The sequence below is a fragment of the Couchioplanes caeruleus genome (genome assembly GCF_003751945.1).
GTDB lineage: Bacteria > Actinomycetota > Actinomycetes > Mycobacteriales > Micromonosporaceae > Actinoplanes > Actinoplanes caeruleus.
The window spans coordinates 1,503,799-1,520,980 of record NZ_RJKL01000001.1; the positions used below are offsets into that span (position 1 = coordinate 1,503,799).

General features: G+C 73.5%; 17 protein-coding genes. 12 read left to right on the forward strand and 5 right to left on the reverse strand.

The genetic code is table 11. The features are described from left to right. Entirely contained in the window at window positions 1–855 is an 855-nt protein-coding gene (locus tag EDD30_RS06470) for a S1 family peptidase (protein WP_071805953.1), read from the reverse strand. Between the two features lie 226 nt (window positions 856–1,081). Between EDD30_RS06470 and EDD30_RS06475 the strand changes: the two genes are divergently transcribed. Continuing rightward, on the forward strand, window positions 1,082–1,867 hold the full coding sequence (locus EDD30_RS06475) for a copper resistance protein CopC (RefSeq protein WP_143162707.1): 786 nt from the start codon (window positions 1,082–1,084) through the stop codon (window positions 1,865–1,867). A gap of 3 nt (window positions 1,868–1,870) precedes the next feature. On the opposite strand, the gene EDD30_RS06480 is transcribed toward EDD30_RS06475, so the two are convergent. Then, the gene (locus EDD30_RS06480; RefSeq protein ID WP_071805945.1) at window positions 1,871–2,758 is read right to left on the reverse strand and encodes a hypothetical protein; all 888 of its coding nucleotides are present in this window, start codon (window positions 2,756–2,758) and stop codon (window positions 1,871–1,873) included. Here EDD30_RS06480 and EDD30_RS06485 point away from each other — a divergent pair, their 5' ends adjacent. The 9 genes from EDD30_RS06485 (at window position 2,759) to EDD30_RS06525 (ending at window position 11,690) form a co-directional block, all read left to right on the forward strand. Then, the gene (locus tag EDD30_RS06485) at window positions 2,759–3,118 is read left to right on the forward strand and encodes a hypothetical protein (RefSeq protein WP_071805946.1); all 360 of its coding nucleotides are present in this window, start codon (window positions 2,759–2,761) and stop codon (window positions 3,116–3,118) included. It begins immediately after the preceding gene. A 104-nt stretch (window positions 3,119–3,222) separates the two neighbouring features. Next, window positions 3,223–3,432: a hypothetical protein gene (locus tag EDD30_RS06490; RefSeq protein ID WP_071805947.1), complete on the forward strand. Its 210-nt coding sequence runs from the start codon at window positions 3,223–3,225 to the stop codon at window positions 3,430–3,432. Between the two features lie 121 nt (window positions 3,433–3,553). Further along, window positions 3,554–4,114, forward strand: coding sequence for a riboflavin biosynthesis intermediates N-glycosidase (locus EDD30_RS06495; RefSeq protein ID WP_244945568.1), 561 nt, complete (start codon window positions 3,554–3,556; stop codon window positions 4,112–4,114). Window positions 4,115–4,239: 125 nt separating this feature from the next. Further along, a complete protein-coding gene (locus EDD30_RS06500) occupies window positions 4,240–6,138 on the forward strand; it encodes a dynamin family protein (protein ID WP_071805949.1) in 1,899 nt (632 codons plus the stop codon). Beyond that, a complete protein-coding gene (locus EDD30_RS06505; protein ID WP_071805950.1) occupies window positions 6,135–7,088 on the forward strand; it encodes a cysteine peptidase family C39 domain-containing protein in 954 nt (317 codons plus the stop codon). Before EDD30_RS06500 ends, EDD30_RS06505 begins: the two co-directional genes overlap by 4 nt. Further along, window positions 7,085–7,387: a hypothetical protein gene (locus EDD30_RS06510; RefSeq protein WP_071805951.1), complete on the forward strand. Its 303-nt coding sequence runs from the start codon at window positions 7,085–7,087 to the stop codon at window positions 7,385–7,387. Before EDD30_RS06505 ends, EDD30_RS06510 begins: the two co-directional genes overlap by 4 nt. Beyond that, window positions 7,388–9,709, forward strand: a complete 2,322-nt coding sequence (locus EDD30_RS06515) for an Hsp70 family protein (RefSeq protein WP_123678116.1) — start codon at window positions 7,388–7,390, stop codon at window positions 9,707–9,709. A 20-nt stretch (window positions 9,710–9,729) separates the two neighbouring features. Continuing rightward, a complete protein-coding gene (locus EDD30_RS06520) occupies window positions 9,730–11,139 on the forward strand; it encodes a dynamin family protein (RefSeq protein WP_170208257.1) in 1,410 nt (469 codons plus the stop codon). After that, window positions 11,136–11,690, forward strand: a complete 555-nt coding sequence (locus EDD30_RS06525) for an RNA polymerase sigma factor (protein WP_071808017.1) — start codon at window positions 11,136–11,138, stop codon at window positions 11,688–11,690. The genes EDD30_RS06520 and EDD30_RS06525 overlap by 4 nt, the downstream gene beginning before the upstream one ends. A gap of 11 nt (window positions 11,691–11,701) precedes the next feature. Here EDD30_RS06525 and EDD30_RS06530 read toward each other — a convergent pair whose 3' ends face one another. Continuing rightward, window positions 11,702–12,658 carry a hypothetical protein gene (locus EDD30_RS06530; RefSeq protein ID WP_071808016.1) on the reverse strand — a complete coding sequence of 319 codons (957 nt, stop codon included), beginning with the start codon at window positions 12,656–12,658 and terminating at the stop codon, window positions 11,702–11,704. A gap of 5 nt (window positions 12,659–12,663) precedes the next feature. After that, entirely contained in the window at window positions 12,664–13,119 is a 456-nt protein-coding gene (locus tag EDD30_RS06535) for a hypothetical protein (RefSeq protein ID WP_071808015.1), read from the reverse strand. 190 nt (window positions 13,120–13,309) lie between these two features. On the opposite strand from EDD30_RS06535, the gene EDD30_RS06540 reads away from it, so the two are divergent. Together EDD30_RS06540 and EDD30_RS06545 are read left to right on the forward strand one after the other, a co-directional pair. Next, entirely contained in the window at window positions 13,310–14,815 is a 1,506-nt protein-coding gene (locus EDD30_RS06540; protein ID WP_071808014.1) for a GGDEF domain-containing protein, read from the forward strand. Window positions 14,816–14,958: 143 nt separating this feature from the next. Continuing rightward, window positions 14,959–15,768 carry a DUF4142 domain-containing protein gene (locus tag EDD30_RS06545; protein ID WP_123678771.1) on the forward strand — a complete coding sequence of 270 codons (810 nt, stop codon included), beginning with the start codon at window positions 14,959–14,961 and terminating at the stop codon, window positions 15,766–15,768. Window positions 15,769–15,916: 148 nt separating this feature from the next. On the opposite strand, the gene EDD30_RS06550 is transcribed toward EDD30_RS06545, so the two are convergent. Then, entirely contained in the window at window positions 15,917–17,146 is a 1,230-nt protein-coding gene (locus EDD30_RS06550) for a hypothetical protein (protein ID WP_123678118.1), read from the reverse strand. Between the last annotated feature and the right edge of the window lie 36 nt (window positions 17,147–17,182).

Sequence of the window (17,182 nt, forward strand, 5' to 3'; positions counted from 1 at the left end):
TCACGGCTTGGTGAGCAGGCAGCCCGGAGTGGCCAGGTCGATCGTCCGGCCGCCGGTGAGGCAGGTCGTGAACCAGTACGTCTGCTGGCCGTAGCTCTGCCCCTGGTAGGCCTGGGTGGTCCCGTCCGCGGCGACCTCGCACGGGTTGTTCAGCGTGCACATCGCGCCGTCCTCGTTGCCGGTGTTGTTGATCCCGACGATGCGGCCGGTGCTGTCGTCGACGATCGGCGACCCGGAGGTGCCGCCGATGGTGTCGCAGGCGGAGTCGTACCGGATGGAGTCACGCCAGGTCCACCGGTCTTCCCGCAGCGTGTCGACGAAGGTGTCGACCTTGCAGTTCCAGATCCGGCGCCAGTAGCTGGAGGGGATGCTCATCGAGGTGCCCGCGGCCGGGTGGGTGCTCGACAGGGTCAGCGCGGTGGTGCCGAATCGATTCTTCAGCGTGGCGAAGGTGCTGGTGAGCCGGTAGAGGGCGACGTCGGTGCCGGTCATCGTCGCGTAGAGCACGCGGTCGGCGCGGACCGTACCCAGGGAGCCGCCGGTGCTGTTGAGCAGCGTGCCGGTGCGGCTGCTGGGCCGGTTCTGCAGCACCTGCCCGGCGGCGAGGAAACCGCCCTCGTAGCAGTGCCCGTTGGTGAGCATCAACGCCCGGTCGGTGTTGCTCGAGTTCGGGTAGCGGACCAGGGCGGCGGAGCAGTTGCTCAACCTGATCGTCGAGGCCAGCGTGACGGCACGGGCAGTCGGCGGAGCGGCGGCCTGCGAGGGCGCAGCCTGCACGGGGGCGGGGCCGACGAGCAGGCCGCCCGCGGACGCCAGCAGGGCGGCGCCGAGGGTGAGCGCACGACGTAGGCGCATGGGGATTCCCTTCTGCCGGGTGCCGCGGCCGGGTCGGCGGCCGTGAGAACACCACATGATCTCGATGCCCACGATCCTGACATCGATATCGACACATGTAAATCATGCGCGCGAGAGATCCCCGCCGGGATTCACGTTTCCGCCCACTTCTCCACGCATGACAACGTCCGATGAAGACACGTCGACATCCCTGGCCGGCCGCCGGCGGCCGGGTGAGGGTGGAGCCATGAGACGAATCGGGATCATGGCCGCGATCGTGATCGCCGGCCTGGCCACCGCCCTCGCCGGCCCGCCCGCCGCGGCGTCCGCCGGGCCCGCCTGCCAGGCCAGGGGCCTGCTGACCGCGGACGGCGAGACCGCGTACGCCACCACCACCGAGCCGGGGCTGGCCGTCTGCTACCCGTTCGAGGGACGACTCGGGCAGGACCTCGTCATCGGCCTCTACATCCCGCTCGAGGACGGCACCTGGCGCGGCTACGCGAGCCGCGCGACGGTGCTCGACCCCGGCGGCGCCGTCGTGGCCGCTTTCAGCGCCGAGAGCCCGCAGGTGCGGCCGACGTTCCGGGTGCCGGTGCCGACCCTGTCGCGGGAGGGCACGTACACGCTGGTGCTGGCGCCGATCCAGGCCACGTCGACCCTGCGGGTCGCGGCCTCCGTCTCGTCGCGCCAGGTGGCCGGCACGACCCGGGTCGACGGCCCCGGCCGGCAGATGAGCTACGACCGGGTCGGCCAGGACAAGGACCTGCGCCTTGCGGGTACGTCCGAACAGTTCGTCGCCCTGCGCATCAGCGACTTCGCCATGGCCACGCGCCAGGCGGGCGCGACCCCGGGACTGTGGATCGAGGTGCACCGGGCGCAGAGCGACGCCGTCGCCTATCGCGGCGTGGCGTTCGGCCCGGGCGACTTCACCGTCGGGCCGCTGCGGGAGGACGGCGAGTTCACCGTCCGCACGTGGCCGCTGGACGGTTCTCTCGGCCGCGCCACGGTCGGCATCGTGACCTCCCGCCCGTAGCCCTCACCGGCGCGAGGAGAATGACGGTGGAAGCCACGGCCAGAGCCGCGGCCGGTGCCCCCGCCGTACGAGATCGGCCTCGAGGAGGCTCGGACGGCAGCAACCGGGCTCACCGCAGCCGGGCAGCAGCCGACCGAGGTGTCCCAGCCAGCGTCCGACGTCTCGGCCCGCGTCCAGCCACCGCGCCACGGTCGCCTCCAGATGGCCGGCCTCGACCGCCGCCCGGCGGACCCGCGGCTCGTCACGCCCGAAGAGTTCGGAGTACGGCCGGTCGAACGCCCGCCCCGGAACCGTCCGGCGGCGTCCCACCTCGTCGACGAAGGGCGCGATCGCGGGCCACGGGTCCGCGCGCGCCCACTCGGTGGCCGACAAGCTGTCCCGGATCCGGTCCGCCAGGTGGTCAGGGCCCTCCGCCCCGGTATCAAGGAGCGCCGCGACCCTCTCCCACCACCGGTCGTCGGGGGCGCTCTGCGCCGTACCGAGAAAGTCGGTGAGCATCGACCGCGCCCACCACTCCCCTGCGGCGTACCCGGCCGTCACGGCGGAGAGCGGCAGGATCTCCCACAGGTCGGCGCCCGGCATTCCCACCTCCGCCGCGATCAGGCCCGCCAGCCGCGAATCGCGCCGGGCCATCGCCGCGGCGGCCGGCACCCACGAGGCGTCCACCGTCCGCAGCCAGCCGAGCAGCGCCCCGGGGTCCTCATCCGGCCGGTCCCGCGCCAGCAGCAGCTCACCCACCGCGGCACCGAAACGCTCCGGGTCGGCTCCCGCCAGCCGTTCGAGCCGGTCCAGCGGCGCGGTGCCGAGGAGCTCGTACAAGTCCACGACCGGCATGTCGATCAGGCCGCGCAGCACCGCGACATCGGCGTCGCCGAGGAAATCGTCGGGCATGTGACGACCTGCCGATCGGCCTGCGGGATTGGGCTGGTCCGGACGACCAGGGTACGGCATGATCGCGGGCAGACGGCCGAGGCGGCCTCGGTCGTCGCGACCGCCAAGGGAGCGGGCGCGCGGCTGGCGGCCCTCGGCTGCCTCGTCGACAGGCTGCCCGACCCGCAGCGCGCCGACGCCGTGGCGGCGGTCGTTCGGCGCGCCGTCAAGGTGCCCGCCGAGGCTCCCGACCTGATCGCCTGGGCCGCGCCCTACCTGCCGCCGGACCACCTGGTCGCCACGCTTCGCACCTTGGCGCTGCACCAGGTTCCCCGCGCGCACTACCAGTCGCTCCGCTCGACCGGGCCCTCGACCTGCTGAGCCACCGCAGGTTCGATGACCTCGGAGGCGAGGGTCTGCTGGCGCCTCAGCCCCATCTCTCCCCTGCGCAGCGGTGCCGGGCGGCGGCGGACCTTCTCTCCCGGATGGTCCGCATCCGGGGCGGGCTGAACCATCCGTCGGCGCTCGCGCTCGCCGGGCTCGCGGGCGACCTCACCGCCGCCCAGGAGGCGAACGACCGCAGCCGCCGCATCCGCGCACTGGCGGCCGTGGGCGCCACGCTCACCGGAACCCGGCCGGACCGGCCGGCCATCCCACCCGCGATCCCGGCCGGAACGTCGACGTCTACTACGTAGACCTCGATGCTCGGGCCACCGCGGCCGTCGAGGAACGGATCCGCCACGCGTTCGCCCGGCCATCGGCTAACCTGCCGGGCGGGCCTGTCGACCGGAAGGTTGCCGCATGTCAGTGGACGCGTTGCGCAAACAGCGGGACCGCCTGTGGGCCCGCATTGCCGAAAGCGTGGACGGTGCGCTCGGGTTCCTGCCGTTCTGGAAACCACAGCCCGAGCCCGACAGCAGCGTGGGGGCAGGATGCCTGAGTCAGTTCTGGCCGGCACCGTTCACCGTCGACGGCACGACGTTTCGCAGCGCCGAGCATTTCATGATGTGGCGTAAGGCGACGTTGTTCGCCGACCCGGACACGGCGCGCCGAATCCTGGCGGCCGAGGATCCGGCGACGGCGCAGGCCCTCGGCAGACAGGTGCGGGGTTTCACGGAGCCGACGTGGACGGCCACCCGCTTCCCGGTGGTGGTGGACGGGAACCTCGCCAAGTTCGGCGCACATCCGGCGCTGCGGGATTTCCTGCTCGACACAGGCGATCTCGTCCTCGTCGAAGCAAGCCCCGTCGACCGGGTCTGGGGCGCCGGGCTGGCCGCCGACCATCCCGACATCACTGTTCCGGGCCGTTGGCGAGGGCAGAACCTCCTCGGGTTCGCGCTGATGGAGGTCCGTGACCGGCTGCGTGACGGCGGATAGTCGGCTCGAGCGAACTCCACTCCGGGAGCGGTGTATGCCGTGATTCGGGTCGCGGTCGTGGCAGCATCGGAGCGACCGGCGGGCGACTCGACGGGCTCGCGGTTCGGCGATCATGGAGGGTGTGCATGCCGTCTCCCCGGCTCACCGTCACCCGGGAGCAGCACCGGGCCATCTTCGGCACCGGCGACCTGCTCAAGCGGCACGGGCTGGACGACTACGCCGAGCGGGCGCGCGACGGCCTGCGCGAGACCGCCTCGGGGCAGCCGGCCGTCGTGGTCGTCGGTGAGGTCAAACGGGGGAAGAGCTCGCTGGTCAACGCCTTGACCGGACGCCACGTGTCACCGGTGGACGTGGCCGTGCTGACGGCGGCGTTCCTGCGTGTCGTACCGCCGTCCACCGAGCTGCCGGATGATGGCTGGGCGCTGGTCGGCCAGGGCACACGGCGCCGGGTCTCGCGGCAGGAGGCGTGGGCCGTGCTGTGCGCGGGCGCCGACGAAGCGCCCGGCGCGGACCCACCGCCCGGCGGCGACGAGTCGCCCGGGTATGTGGAGGTGGCGGCGGCCAGCCGCTGGCTGCCCGGGTTGACTCTGGTGGACACGCCCGGGTTCGGTGGCCTGGAGTCGGCGCACACGCGGCTGGCCCGGTGGCTGGCGGCCCGCGCGGGCGGGCTACTCGTGGTCACCGACGCGGGCCAGGTCCTGACGGCCCCGGAGCTGCGGTTCCTGACGGAGGCGGCCGAGGGCGTCGAGACGGTGATCTTCGCTGTGACCAAGGCGGACCGCTATCCCGACGGTGGGCGACAGGTCATGGCGGAGAACCGCGCCCTGCTGCGTCTGCACGCCCCCCGGTTCGCCGATGCCCCGATGCTGACCGTCTCGGCGGCGCTGGCCGGTGAGGCCGCGGCGGCGGACGACCAGGAGATCCGCACGCTGCTGGAGCGCGAATCCCACATCCCCGCGCTGGCCGCGGTCCTGCGCGAACGCATCGCCGACGGCCGCAGCGTCGGCCTGGCGAACGTGCTGCGCACCGCCGCCTCCGGCCTGGACCGCCTGGCCGCGCACCTCGACGGTCAACTCCGGGGCCTGGCCGCCGCGGCCGACGCCGGCGACCCGGTGCAGGCCGAGAGGGAGGCGCTCGACGAGCTGCGCGAGCGCGACCGCCGCTGGCGGCTCGACCTGGAACGCGACCTGGGCCGGCTGCGCCAGTCCGCGGTCCGCGACATCGGCCGCCTGCTCGACGACGTACGGGACCGGTGGCGGCTGCGGATCAGCCGGGAGTGGGCGGGCACCACCGAGGCGGGCGCCACCCAGTTGCTCGCCGAGCTGGACAGCGAACTGCGCCTGGTAGCGGCGCATGTCGCCGGGCAGTTGCAGGACGGACTCGTGACGATGGCGGCGGAGCTGTTCGGCAGCGTGGACGCCGCCGTCGAGGTGCTGCGGCCGGCGACAGCCGAGCTGGACGGACTCGCCCCGTCCCCCGCGCGCCGGCGCCCGGATGTCGGCGGCGGGGCGATCGATCCCGCCCTGGCGGGTTCGGCGCTGATGGGCGTGGGCCTGGCCGGGCGGCTCGGCCTGGCCGGAGCGACGATGGGACCGCTCGGGCTGGTGTTCGGTGGGGCCTGGTTCCTGGTGAATTTCGGCGCTCGGCGGCTGCGCGTCGGCCGGCAACGGCTGGACGCCGCGCTCGCCGAATCGGTCACCGCGCTGCGCACCGAACTGGTCGGGGCGGTCGACGCCGCGATCCGCGAGTGCCGTCCGGAACTCGTGATCGGCGTCCAGGAGCACCTCACGGCCGAGGTCAAGCGGGTGGAGGCCGTGGTGCAGGCCGCCGAGCGCACGACCCGGATGTCGGCCGGCCAACGCGCGGAACGGGTGGCGGCCGTCGAGCGGGAACTGGCGGCCGTGACCGCGCACCGGAACCTCGTCGAGCGCCAGCTCGGTGAGCTGTCAACGCCGGGAACATCCGCGGTCGCCGCCGCATCCCACCCTCAACGACCCACCACCCCACCTCGGGAGACGCCATGACGGACCACGACGACTGGACGGACACTCTGCGGCCGTTCCTCCCCGAGGATCCCACCCCCGAGCCGCCCGCCGATGATCCGGCGCCGGAGCCGCAGGACGGGTTCACGCTGCCCGAGCCGGCCGGCATGCTGCCGTTCCCCGAGGTGGAGCCGGCCGGCGGCGTGGCGTGGGTGGTCGGCGGTCAGCTCGTCGGCGACCCGGCCGGCGACGCGGCTCACTGGTTCGAGCAGGCGGCGAACGGTTACTGCGTGCCGTCGAGCATCGCCCAGATCGTCTCGGAGTACAGCGGCTCGCACCACGCCGACGAGTCGGCGTTCGTGGCCCGCGCCAACGCTCTGCACCTGTTCACGATCGGGCCGGACGGCGTGCCCAGCATGGGCATCGACGGGGCACACGCGCTCCTGGAGGACGCGGGCGTACCCGCCGACATCGAGATCGGCATCGGGGTCGACACGTTGGTCGGCTACCTGGCCGAGGGCCGGCGGGTGATGCTGGCGGTGGACAGCGACGAGATCTGGTACGGCCGCGAGGACGAGGCCGCCGCGGATCACGCGGTGGTGCTGACCGGCGTCGACACCACCCGAGGTGTGGCGATTCTGTCCGACCCGGGTACGCCGGACGGCAACATGCTGGAGGTTCCGCTGGACGTGCTGGCCGACGCGTGGGCGGACGGCGGTAACGCGGCGCTGGTGTGCGACTACCCGCCCGGAGAGGTGCCCGGCCCGGCGTTCGTGGACGCGGAGCCGGGCGGGCCGGTCGTCGAGGTGGTCCCGGCGGTACTGCCCGCCGGGGACGCCCCGGCCGGTGTGGTCACCGGCGCGGCGGTGCCCGGAGCGGCCGATGAACCCTCGGGGCAGGTCGAGGCCGTCGTGTCGTGGCTGGTGGAACGTCCGTACGTGGTCCTGCCGGTGCTGTTGGTCGGCGGCGCGATTCTGGCGCGTCGCCGGTGACGGGTGCGCTGGATCCGGCGCAGGGGGTGCTCGGCGAACCGCCCGCACCCCCGCCGGAGGTGTGGGCGGCGGTGCTCGCTCGGGCGCTGGATCCGCAGGCGCCCCCGATCGACGCCACGGGTCTGGTTCCCGACCCGGCGCAGGACGACAGCCCGGCGGACGTGGGCGACGACGACACGGGGTGGTCTCACCCACCCGGACAATTGACCGAGGCCACCGCCGGCGATCACGATGACGCGGAGGATCTCCCACCGCTCGACGAGCCCTGGTCTTCGGGGACCGAACCGGAGATGTACTGAATGCCCGGCTGGACCCTGTCGATCGACTTCGGCACCTCCAACACCGCCGCCGCGTACCGCCGCGGCGGTGGCGACGCGGCGGCGATCCGGCTGTCCGATCAGGCCGAACAGATGCCCTCCGCGGTCCTCGTCACGCCCGATGACATCTGGGTGGGCAGCAAGGCGGTGCGGTCCGCACGGCTGCACCCGGACGGCTTCGAGCGCTCCCCGAAGCGGCTCATCGGCCAGGACATCGTGCTGCTGGGCGGCCGGGACGTGCCGGTGGTGACGCTGGTCGCCGCGGTGTTGCGAGCGGTGGCGGCCCGCGCGAGCCGGGTCGGTGGCGACGACCGGCCGGACGAGGTGCTGCTGACCCATCCGCAGGACTGGGCGGAACCGCGCCGCAAGGTGCTGCGGGCGGCGGCCGTCGAGGCGGGGTTCGCCGGCGAGGCCGTCCGGCTGGTACCGGAGCCGGTCGCGGCGGTCGCCCACTACGCACACACGACGCCGCTGCCGGCCGACCGCGCCGTCGCGGTGTTCGACTTCGGCGGCGGAACCTGCGATGTGGCCCTGCTGCGCGCCGACCCCGTCGACGGCGCCGACCGGGACGCGACGGCGTTGCGAGTGCTCGCCTCGGCCGGTGCCGACCCGCTCGGCGGCGACGTCTTCGATCACGTGCTGCTGACCGCGGTGCTGCGCCGGCTGGAGGAGCGTGACCGCGGTGACCTGGTCCAGGCCCTGGGAGACCCGGCCAACGCCCGAGCGGTGCAGGCGTTGCGCAACGACGTGCGGGAGGCCAAACACGAGCTGAGCGAGCACGAGCATGCCGGCATCCCGGTCGCGGTCGGCGACGACGAAGAGGTCGTGACGATCACCGCCACCGAGTTCGACGAGCTGATCGCCCCCCACGTGCGACGGGCGATCGACCTGACGACGCAGACGCTGGCGCAGGCGGGCCTGGCCGCCACGGACCTGCACGCGCTGTACCTGACGGGCGGGTCGTCGTACCTGCGCGCCGTGCAGCGGGAGTTGATAGCGCTGCTGGGCCGGCCGTTCGCCACGCTCGGGGACCCGAAGCTCGTGGTCGCGCTGGGCGCCCACCACGCCGTCCTCGCCACGGCCCCACCGGCCCTGGCGGCCCCGGCGGCGGCCCCGGCGGATCCGGCGGCCCCGGCGAAGAAGGCAGCCGCCACCCCGGCGGTGAAGTCCACCTCGGCGGCGAGGCGGGCCGCGACGCCGGCGAGCGAGGCGGTGCCGGACGCGGCGGACGACCCGAACGGCCTCAGCGCGCCCGCGCAGCGCGTCCTGACGGCCAACCCGGCGCTGGCCGCGGCCCTGGCGACCACGGCGGACGGCCCGGCGATCATCGACGACACCCTGACGCTGGTGGCGCTGATGTGCGTGCCGGACCTCCTGGAACGCGTCACCGCCGAACCGGCGCTGCTGGGCCGGCTACGCCGGGAGAACGCGGTCCTCGACGTCGCGAAGGAGCCGCCGAAGGGCGTGCCGCTGCCGGTCCGGGTGTTCCTCGGCGACTCCGAGGCCTGGACCGGAGCGTTCCGCGGCGCCGCCACCCGGCGCAAGTGGAATGAAGACCATGGCTCGGGAGCCGGGTGGACCCACCGCATGCTGCGCACCTGGTGCACGGCGACGCCGGAGGAACGGCGCCAGATCTTCGACACCCCGAATTGGCACCGGTGGGTGACGACCGAGTCGCACTACCCGGACGGATATCACGGCGCTGATCCGTGGGAACCCGACAAGGTCTGCCTGTCGCCCGATACCGTCAGGCCGACGGCGGCCGCGCCGCCGCACCATGACTGGCCCCGCCCGGAGCATCCCACCGCCCAGCAGAAGCACTACGTCCACGACCTCGCCGAGCTCTACGCCGGCAGCCGGCCGGGCGTGGGTCTGGCCGCGGTCACCGCCCCCGCCCCCGAGCCTTCGGGACAGGTGATGCAGTTCCTGGGCGACCTGCCGGCGGTGCGACGCCGTCCGGTGGAGGTGATGGGGGTGGGCCTGTCGGGGTACCCCAGCGAGTTGCTGTTCTATCCCGCCCGGGGCCACCGGCCGCCCGCAGTGGTGATCCCGTTCCGGGGCCTGATGCTGTCCACGATCACCGAGACACCGACATGGAACGGATTCCCGATCATCCTCACCGCCGACGTGGTGACCGGCGTGGCCATCAAGGTCAACTGGGCGAACGCGCACCGTCGGGTCGTGATCAGCACCAGTGCCAGGCCCGGGGCCACCTGCCCACCGCCGGGCGCGGAGGTACACCTGCGCGGCGGTCAGCTTCCCGAGCTGGCCGGCCGGATCCGAACCCACCTGGGGCGGCGTTGACGCACCCGGTTCCCGCCCGTGTGGCCCGCCTGTGCGAGCAGGTCTCGCCGCTGCTCGACGACGCCGGTCGCGAGGCCGCGGCCGCCGTGCGGGCCGGCCTGGCCGAACCGCTGCGGCTGGCGGTGGTCGGGCGGGTCAAGGCCGGCAAATCCACGCTGGTCAACGCCCTGGTCGGGCGCAGGATCGCGCCCACCGCGGCCGGTGAGTGCACCCGCGTGGTCACCTGGTACCGGTACGGCGCCCCGGAACGCGCCGAACTCCACCTGCGCGACGGCACCCGGCAGGAGCTCCCGCTGGTGGACGGGCGGCTGCCGGAGAGCCTCGGCGTGCCGGACGCGGACGTCGCCCGGATCGTGGTTCACCTGCAGGCCGGCGCATTGCGCGAACACACGGTCATCGACACGCCGGGACTGGCCACGCTGACCGCCGCCAACGAGGCCGCCACCCGGGAGGCGGTGCTCGGCGCCGGTGACCCGGCCGCCGGATCCTCCGACGCGGGGCAGGCGGACGCGGTGCTGTTCGTCTTCCGCGAGGCGGAACGACAGGACGAGGTCGAGTTCCTCCGGCAGTTCCGCGCCGCCACCGGCGAGCTGGCCGCCAGCGCCGTCAACGCGGTCGGCGTGCTGTCGCAGGCCGACCTGTTCGACGGCGCCGGCATGGATCCGTTCGACGCCGCGGAGGGCCAGGCGGCGCGGCTCGCCGCCGCCCGTGTCGCCGACGTGTCGGCGGTCGTCGCCGTCTCGGGCCTGCTCGCCGAGACCGCCCGCACCGGCCGCATCCGCGAGCAGGACGCCCGTGTCCTCGCCGCCGCGGCGGACGTACCCGAGCAGCGGCTGCGGTTGCGACACCGGATGCCGTTGCCGGACGGTGTCGACCAGGCCGCGCTGGAGCGGCTGTACCCGGTCCTGGGGAACTACGGCGTGCACCGGGGCCGGGAGCGGGCCGGCGCCGGGGCGCACCGGCTGGTGGGCTGGCTGGAGTCCGTGTCCGGGATGGCCCGGGTCGAGGAGCTCCTGCGCCGCAGCCTGCTCAGCCGCGCCCACGCGCTGAAGGCCATGCGGGCGCTGACCGTGCTGACCCGCTCAGCCCAGCGCGCCGGCGCCGAGGCGGCGCTCGCGCTGATCGAGGAGGCTCGGCTCGATCCGGCGCTGCACCCCGTCCGCGAGCTGCGTGCCCTTCGCCTCCTGGTCGCCGAGGCACCCGCCTCGCCGCTGCGCGCCGCGCTGGAACAGGTCAGCGCGGACACCACCGACACCGCCCGGCTCGGGCTGCCGCACGAGGCGACGCCCGACGAGATCGCCGGTGCGGCGCGGCAGCGGGCCGCCGCCGCGCAGTCGCAGTCGGCGTTCGCCCTGATGCCCGCCGAGGTGGAGGCCGGCCGGGTGCTCGCCCGCTCGTACCAGTTGATCGCCCGGCGGGCCCGGCCATGAGGGCGGGTGACCCCTCACGCGAGACGGGGTCCGACGCCGCGCTCGTCGCCCGGGCCCGGGCCGGTGACAGCGCCGCGTTCGCGGCGCTGGCCGGCGAGTGCCGCACCCGGGTGTGGGCGATCTGCCTGCGGCTGACCGGCAACCACGCCGACGCGGAGGACGCCCTGCAGGACGCGTTGACGGCCGCCTGGCAGCACATCGGCACCTTCCGGCAGGAGGCCCGGTTCAGCACCTGGCTGTACCGGATCGCCGCGAACGCGGCACTCGGCATCGTGCGGCGCCGCCGGGACACTCCCCTGGAGCCGGAGGCGCACGACTACCTGATCGTGGTCGACGACCACACCGAGGACCACGCCGAACGCGACCGGGTGCAGTCGGCGCTGGCACAGGTGCCCGAGCCGTTCCGCACCGCCCTGGTGCTGCGCGAGTACGGCGACCTGAGCTACGAGGAGATCGCCGCGCACCAGGGCGTCGGCGTGCAGACCGTCAAGAGCCGGCTGTACCGGGCGCGGGCCGCGATGGCGGCGCTGCTCCGTCCGGAGACGAGCTGACCGCACACCGGTCAATCCGCGCCGACCCGCAATGACGGCACCAGGTCGTCGAGCGTGACGCTCAGCGCCGCATCGTCGTGGAACGGCAGCTCCATCACCAACTGGAACCCGATGTCGCCGCGGATGCCCACCACCACGTTGGTCAGCATGCGGCCCCGGCCCGACGGCTGCCAGTCGAAGCGGTACATCCGCGCACGGGTCAGACCGTCGACCCGCACCGGACGTTCGCCGAGCGCCCGCCTGCCGCGCAGGAACGGCGCGCGGGCGAACACCTCGTCCGTCCACTCGTCGAGGCCGCCCTGCCAGACCTGCTCCACGGAGGCGGTGGCGATGCGGTCGCCGGCGTCGAGCTGCAGCGTTTCCTGCCACCACCAGCCGTCGACGCGGACCCAGGTGTGCAGCGCCGCGTCCGGGCCGGCGGTCGTCGCGAGCGACCAGCCGGTCCCGGCCACCGTGTCGTAGCGGTCCGGTGGGCCGCTGGCCAGCACGACGACGCCGAGCGGCGAGCCCGCCGTGTCCACCTCGCCGGTGTCGGCGGCAGCGACGAACGCACGGAGCGGGCCGCCGTGACCGTCGGAGAACCGGTCGCACGTTCCCGGCAGCGGGCCGACATGGCACCGTTCACGGTCGCCGGTGGGCGTGCTGCCGCGCGGCAGTTGGTTGCGCAGCCGCAGCCGCAGCCGGTCGGCGACCGAGCGGTTCTCGCCCGGATCCAGCGCCCGTGCCGGCACCACCGCCCGCAGCAGCGCGAACGGCTCCTCGTCGAGCAGTGCTCCCCCGCCGGACACGCGCATCGGTCCGCGCATCCGGCGCAGTGAGCTGACCGCCCACTCCGCGCCGAGGTCGACCGTGAGCAGGCCCGGCCACGGCCGGATGACGGCCGGGTCCAGCTCCCGGGCGGGGTCGGTGGGTGGTGGCGGCGGGCCGTCGGGGAAGCCGGACGGAGGCGGCGGCCGGTCCCGGGCCATCCGAGTCAGGCCCGCCGCGGGTCGCCCGGCGCGGCGTCCCGGTTGTCGGCAAAGGTGTCGCCGTCGCTGTCCGGGGTGCCGCCGGTGACCTGGCCGGTCTGCTCGGCGATCTCGATGATCAGGCCCGCCGGGCCGTCGAAGCTCGGCCGGCCACCGACCACCGCGCCCGGCGCTGTCTCGGCCGCATCGGCGATCCCGTTCTCGTTGGCGTCGGCCACCACCCGGTCGAAGACGCCGTCGCCGGTGTCGTCGAACGCGCCGGCGTCGATCAGGCCGTTCTGATCGGTGTCGACGCCCGCGGCCTCGAAGATGCCGTTCTCGTCGCGGTCGGCGAGGATGACATCCAGAACGCCGTTGACGTCCCGATCCTGGCCGACACCGTCGATGACGCCGTTCAGATCCGCGTCGGCGGCCACCGTCTCGTAGTAACCGTCTCCGTCGCCGTCCATGTACTCGAACATCGGTTCCTCCTGCCTCGTTGTCGAGAGTCTGAGGCGGGAACGACGGCGAATGTTCCCGGCATCGCAGATCGAGCTTCCCACCGGTAGGTCTCCGCGCGCGATTTGCCCCGCCCTGGGCCGCGAATCCCTTTGCCGCAGGGACGGCCGATTGAAGAGTGCCGGCTCCTCGCCTCCCGTAGCCTCGAAAAACGTGAGCGACAGCGGGAGTGAGGGGCGGCTCGTCGGCGTCCGCGTACCGCGGTGGGGCGCCCGGGCGGGTGCCTCGCTGGTGCTGCTCACCATGGCCCTGGCCGTCGTCGCCCTCCTCGCGGCACTGCTCGGTCCTCGGGTGGTGCTGGGCGAGGACACCTGGCGGTATGTGCTCTACACCCTGTCGGTGCTGCTCTCGGCCGCCGCGTGTCTGTGCCGGGCCGCGGCGACTCCGCTGGAGCGGCCGGCGTGGGCGCTGCTCGGCGCCGGGCTCCTGACGTGGGGGCTGGGCAATGTGTACTCGCTGGTGTGGCTGCGCCACCTCGACACGTACCCCGTGTTGAGCTGGGGCGACGCCTTGTGGCTGGCGTGGTATCCGCTCGTCGGCGCCGCGCTGGTGCTGCTGTTACGTTCCCGGATCTCGGCGGTGCCGCGCAATCTGTGGTTCGACGGCGTCGTCGTGGGCTGCGCCACCGGGGCCGTGTACGCGGTCGTGGTGATCGGCGCCTACCTGCCCGACGACGCCGCGTCGGTGCGCGGGGTGGACCTGGTGGCGGCGTTCTCCTACCCGGCCGGCGACATCGTGCTGCTGGCGATGGTCACCAGTGTCCTCGCTGTGCACGGCTGGCGGCTGCACGGTGGCTGGGGTTGGCTGGTCGCGGGCCTGGCGGGCAGCGCCCTGATCGACGGCGCCTATCTGTCGGCGAACGCCTCCGACCGGGTGTTGTTCGGCGCCTGGCCGCTCGTGGCGGCGGCGCTCGCCCGGGCCGCGTGGAAGGCGGTACGGCGGGTGGAGCAGGTCGAGGTCACCGGCTGGCGGATGTTCGCGGCGCCCGCCTGCTGTGCACTCGTGGTGCTGGGGGTGCTGCTGCACGCCGCGTCCGGCGACTCCAACCCGGTCGCGCTCGTGCTCGTCACGGTCAGTTACCTCGCCTTGATGGCCCGCGTGGGTCTGCTCTTCGCCGACGTGCGCCGCGTCCAGGCGCGGCTGGAGGCGGCGCGCGCCGCCGCCGACCACCTGTCGCGGACCGACCCGCTGACCGGTGCCGCCAACCGCCGGGCCTTCGGCGAGGCCTTCGACGGGGTACGCCGCGACGAGAACTGCGCGGGCATCCTGCTCGTCGACATCGACCATTTCAAGCAGATCAACGACCGGTACGGCCACGAGGCCGGCGACGCCGTCATCGTCGCGGTGATCGGTCGGATGGCGGCGGCGGTGCGCCGCGACGACGTGGTGGGGCGTTGGGGCGGCGAGGAGTTCTGCGTGCTGCTGGACGCCGTACCGGACGCCGAGGTGCTGGGGCAGGTCGCGGAGAAGGTCCGCACGGCCGTGTGCGGCGAGCCGGTGCCGCTGCCGGACGGGAGCGCGATCGACGTCACCGTGTCGGTCGGGGCGGTGCTGCTCGACCACGTCACCACCCTGGACTTCGCCATCAGCACCGCCGACGAGCAGTTGTACGCCGCCAAGCGGGGCGGGCGCAATCAGGTTCGGGCCACCGCCTTGTAGGTCGGTTCGCGCACCGTCGCGCGCTCACCGCCGGGTTGATTAGACAGATTTCGACTCGCGGGTTGATCCGAAGCCGGCCGGACCACGTATTCCGGCTCACCAGGGACCATTCACGGTCATGGCTGGAGGTTGATGTGTTCGCGATGACGTTACGGTGGCCCCGCCGCCTGTCGGGTGCGGCGCTGGTCGCCGTCGCTCTGCTTCTGTTCGACCCGCAGGGGGCACGTGCTGAACCCGGCGTACCGGACCCGCCGAACGGGCTGATCACCGACCGGGGCAAGGGCGAGGTCTCCGACGCCGACCGCGACTTCGCGGTGAAGGTCCGCCTCGCCGGGCTCTGGGAGATTCCCGCCGGCAAGATGGCTCAGGAGAAGTCGGACGATCCCCGGATCCAGTCCATCGGGCGCGACATCGCCGCCCAGCACGTCGCGCTCGACCAGCTCGTCCGCGACGCGGCCAAGAAGCTGGACGTCTCCCTGCCGAACAAGCCCAACGCCGACCAACAGGGTTGGCTCGACGAGATGCGCGACGCGGAGGGCGAAGAGTTCGACCGGGTGTACATCGACCGGCTGCGGGCGGCCCACGGCAAGATCTTCCCGGCCATCGCCACGATCCGGGCGAGCACCCGCAACGACACGATGCGCAAACTCGCCCAGCGCACCAACCAGTTCGTCATGACGCACATGACCCTGCTGGAGAGCAGCGGCATCGTCGACTTCGCCGCGCTACCGACCGCACCGCCGCCGGGAGCCCCCACGGGATCGACAAGTACCGCACAGTTGAAGCCGACGTCATCGTCGGCAGGCGGCACACCGGTGCTGGCCCTCGTCATGGTCGCACTCGCGAGCGCGGCCGTCACGGTCTTCATCTGCCGGCACTTCCTCCTGGGTTCCCGAACACAGGGCTCTCGAAGGTCGTACCGGCGGCCACAGGGCCGGTACCTCGGGTCCTGACCGGCGCGGGACTGCGACTCATCGGCCACGCGGGTCCGCAGCAGGCCCACGATCAGCGCGGCGGTCTGTGCAGCGGGCGGTGGCGAGCTCGATCAGCACGGCGCGCCGGTCGCCCGGCCGGGCACCGCGGTGGAGTCCGTGAGCCGGTTCAGCCGCGGACGAGAGCGTCCTCGGCCAGCGCCAGCCAGCCGGAGTCCGCGACGGTCCACGGCCACGGCCGGCCGGCCGCACCCCAGACGCCGCGGGCGTTGGCGACGTAGGCCTTGGCCCCGGCCAGGTCGCCCTGGACGACCGCGGCATGGGCGAGCACCGCCCACGGGGTGCCGCCGCAGGGCGCGGCCGACGCCGTCGGCAGGCACGCCGCGGTCCACTCTGGCCAGTGTGCGGTGAACTGCGCCCACAGCCGCTGCCGCTGCTCGGCCGGGCCGAGCCCGGCCAGGATCGGCCACACCTGACCGACGGCGTTCGACTGGTCCTCGGCGGTGGGATAGAAGCCGGCCCAGGTGGGGCAGCGGCCGCCGGCGGCGCAGGTGGTCACGGCGCCGACGTCGTTGCCGTACATGCCCGCCGCCGGCGAGTACAGGTGCGTCTGGATCGCGGCGGCCATCCGATCGGCCTCGGCTGCCCAGTGATCGCCGGCGTAGGCGTTGCCGACCACGTTGCTCATCAGCCAGCTCAGCGCGGCCAGGCCTTGTTGCGCCTCCACGTTGTCCATCAGGTATTTGGCCGGCCAGTCCGGCTTGGCCCAGGTCAGGTTGTCGGGCTGCTGGGTGGCCTTGATGACGTTGCCGATCGTGTCCAGCAGATATGCCTGCTGCGCGACCCAGCCGGCGTCGCCGGGGTTGGCCTCGGCGTAGGCCCGCATCGCCACCAGGAACGTGCCGGCGTAGCCGTCCGAGGAGTCGTAGAAGCAGGTGCCGGAGTGTTCGCCGTTGCCGTCGATCAGGTATTCGGTGTCGGTGGTGACGTCGATCCGGTAATCGCAGACCGTGCCGTGGACGCCGTACTGGTCCGGCCACTGCACGTGGTTCAGATACCACGTGAGGTACGCCCGGGCCGCCGGGTAGTAGCGCGGACCGCCCTTGACGAGGCCGGGGATCGCCAGGTTCGCCAGGTACGGCCGCACCAGGGCGTCGGTGGCGCCGTTGATGCCGCCGGCGGGGATGTTGACCGAGATGGCGCCGCTCGCCCGGCCGTGGCCGTCGGGGACCTGAGCCAGCGAGATCCAGTACGCCTCGTCGGCGACGGCGGCGGCGTGGTCGGTGCCGTCCGCGGCGGCCGGCGACGCCGGCCCGCCGATCGCGAGCAGGCCCCCGGCGGCGAACGCTACGGCCAGGGCGCCCCGGGTCAGCCGGGTACGGAACGATGTCAGGCGCATGGTTTCCCTCGTGAGTTCCGGAACGGAAGTTGAGTT